Origin of the sequence: Novosphingobium sp. PhB55, assembly GCF_004368805.1 — a bacterium.
GTDB lineage: Bacteria > Pseudomonadota > Alphaproteobacteria > Sphingomonadales > Sphingomonadaceae > Novosphingobium.
This window is the reverse complement of sequence record NZ_SODQ01000025.1, coordinates 1-1,564: the sequence shown is the minus strand read 5'-3', so window position 1 is coordinate 1,564 and position 1,564 is coordinate 1. Positions and strand designations below refer to the sequence as shown.

3 protein-coding genes are annotated in these 1,564 nt (G+C 62.5%); all 3 read left to right on the top strand.

Annotation, left to right across the window (positions count from 1 at the left end; translation table 11 throughout):
• Positions 1-76: 76 nt before the first annotated feature.
• Complete coding sequence (locus EDF57_RS25330) at positions 77-469, top strand: transposase (protein ID WP_166675407.1); 393 nt, start codon at positions 77-79, stop codon at positions 467-469.
• Positions 466-825: an IS66 family insertion sequence element accessory protein TnpB gene (gene tnpB / locus EDF57_RS25325; protein ID WP_243841303.1), complete on the top strand. Its 360-nt coding sequence runs from the start codon at positions 466-468 to the stop codon at positions 823-825. The genes EDF57_RS25330 and tnpB overlap by 4 nt, the downstream gene beginning before the upstream one ends.
• A gap of 67 nt (positions 826-892) precedes the next feature.
• A partial coding sequence (locus EDF57_RS25320; RefSeq protein ID WP_166675406.1) for an IS66 family transposase zinc-finger binding domain-containing protein occupies positions 893-1,564 on the top strand: 672 nt, incomplete at its 3' end.

Below are 1,564 nucleotides of genomic sequence, written 5' to 3'. Positions count from 1 at the left end.
GTAAGCGCCGACGGAACCCGGCCTTGTACAGAGCGGCATTGGTGTGAATTTCGCGGGGCACATGGAGGCCTTGCGAGTGGATATCGAGCAGTCAAACGAGCCTCGTATGAGCGCTCGCCGAGATGGCGGAGCGGTCGTTCGAGTGGAACGGCGCCGGCACTGGAGCGACGAAGAGAAGCTGGCGATCCTGAAGGAGACGACGCAGCCCGGCGCCATCATGGCGGTGGTGGCGCGTCGGTACGGGATCGGGACCGGTCAGCTCTACACCTGGCGCAAGCAATTGCTCCGCGGCGCGATGGCCGGGTTCGTGCCGGTTGAGCTGACGCCCGCCGAACCGCTGGCCACGCAATCTGACGCTGGCCGGATCGAAATTCGGCGCGGCGGTGGCTTCACGGTATCGATCGACAAGCTGGTTGACAGAGAGACGTTGAGATTGGCGCTCGAGGTCATCGGGGAGCTTGAACGTTGAGTTTGACGCTGCCCCCGTCAGCGAAGATCTATCTGTCGCTGGCGCCGTGCGACATGCGGAAGGGCTTCGACGGGCTGTCGGCGCAAGTGCGCAATATCCTCCAGCTCGATCCATTCTCCGGCGCCGTATTTCTGTTCCGCGGCAAAAGAGGCGATAGGTTGAAGGCACTGGTGTGGGACGGATCAGAGCTTTGCCTCTATGCAAAACGTCTCGAGCGCGGAAAGTTCGTGTGGCCCCGAACCCAGGGCGGAGCAGCCGACCGGCTGTCGTCAGCGCAGTTGGCAATGCTGATCGAAGGGCTGGATTGGCGGCAGGCAATTGTTCACGACGAAGTGCTCACGCCGACCCTCGCGTGAGCGATGGAAGCTCGGAAAACTGCCATTCTTATAGGCGCGAGATGCCGCGTGCGCTATAGTCTGCAGCATGCGGTTCGACCTTGATCGTCTCCCCACAGACCCCGTCCTCCTGCAGAAAATGCTGCGGGAGATGGCTGAGGTCATGGAGATGGAGCGAGCCGAACTGGGAGCGGCAAAGCAGATCGTCAAAGCTCAGGGCCTGACGATCGAAAAGCTGGAGCATCGTCTGGCCCGGCTGCTGCGCGTCCAGTTCGGTCGCAGCTCCGAGAAGATGGACATCGCTCAGCTGCGTCTGATGTTCGAGGAGGTCGATGCCCCAGAACCGGCCAATGATGACGCACCTGCGGTGTCGAATGCGAAACCGACGCGCAAAGCCGGAACCCGAGCACCGATCCCCGCGCATATCCCGCGGCAGACGACCCAGCATCTTCCCGAGCCATGCGGTTGCGGTGGGAACGAGACCGTCATCTGCGAAGACGTCACAGAAGTGCTGGATTACGTGCCCGCCTGCTTCCGTGTCCGGCGTCATGTTCGCCCTCGCATTGCCTGTCGATCCTGCGAAACGATCCGCCAGGCGCCGACCATTGATCTGCCGCTGCCCAAGGTGATGGCAAGCAGCGCACTGCTCGCGCATCTCGTCGTCAGCCGCTTCGTCGATCATCAGCCCTGGCATCGCCAGTCGGTGATCCTGCGCCGACAAGGCGTGGAGATCGATCGCGACGTGATGGGCCGCTGGTCC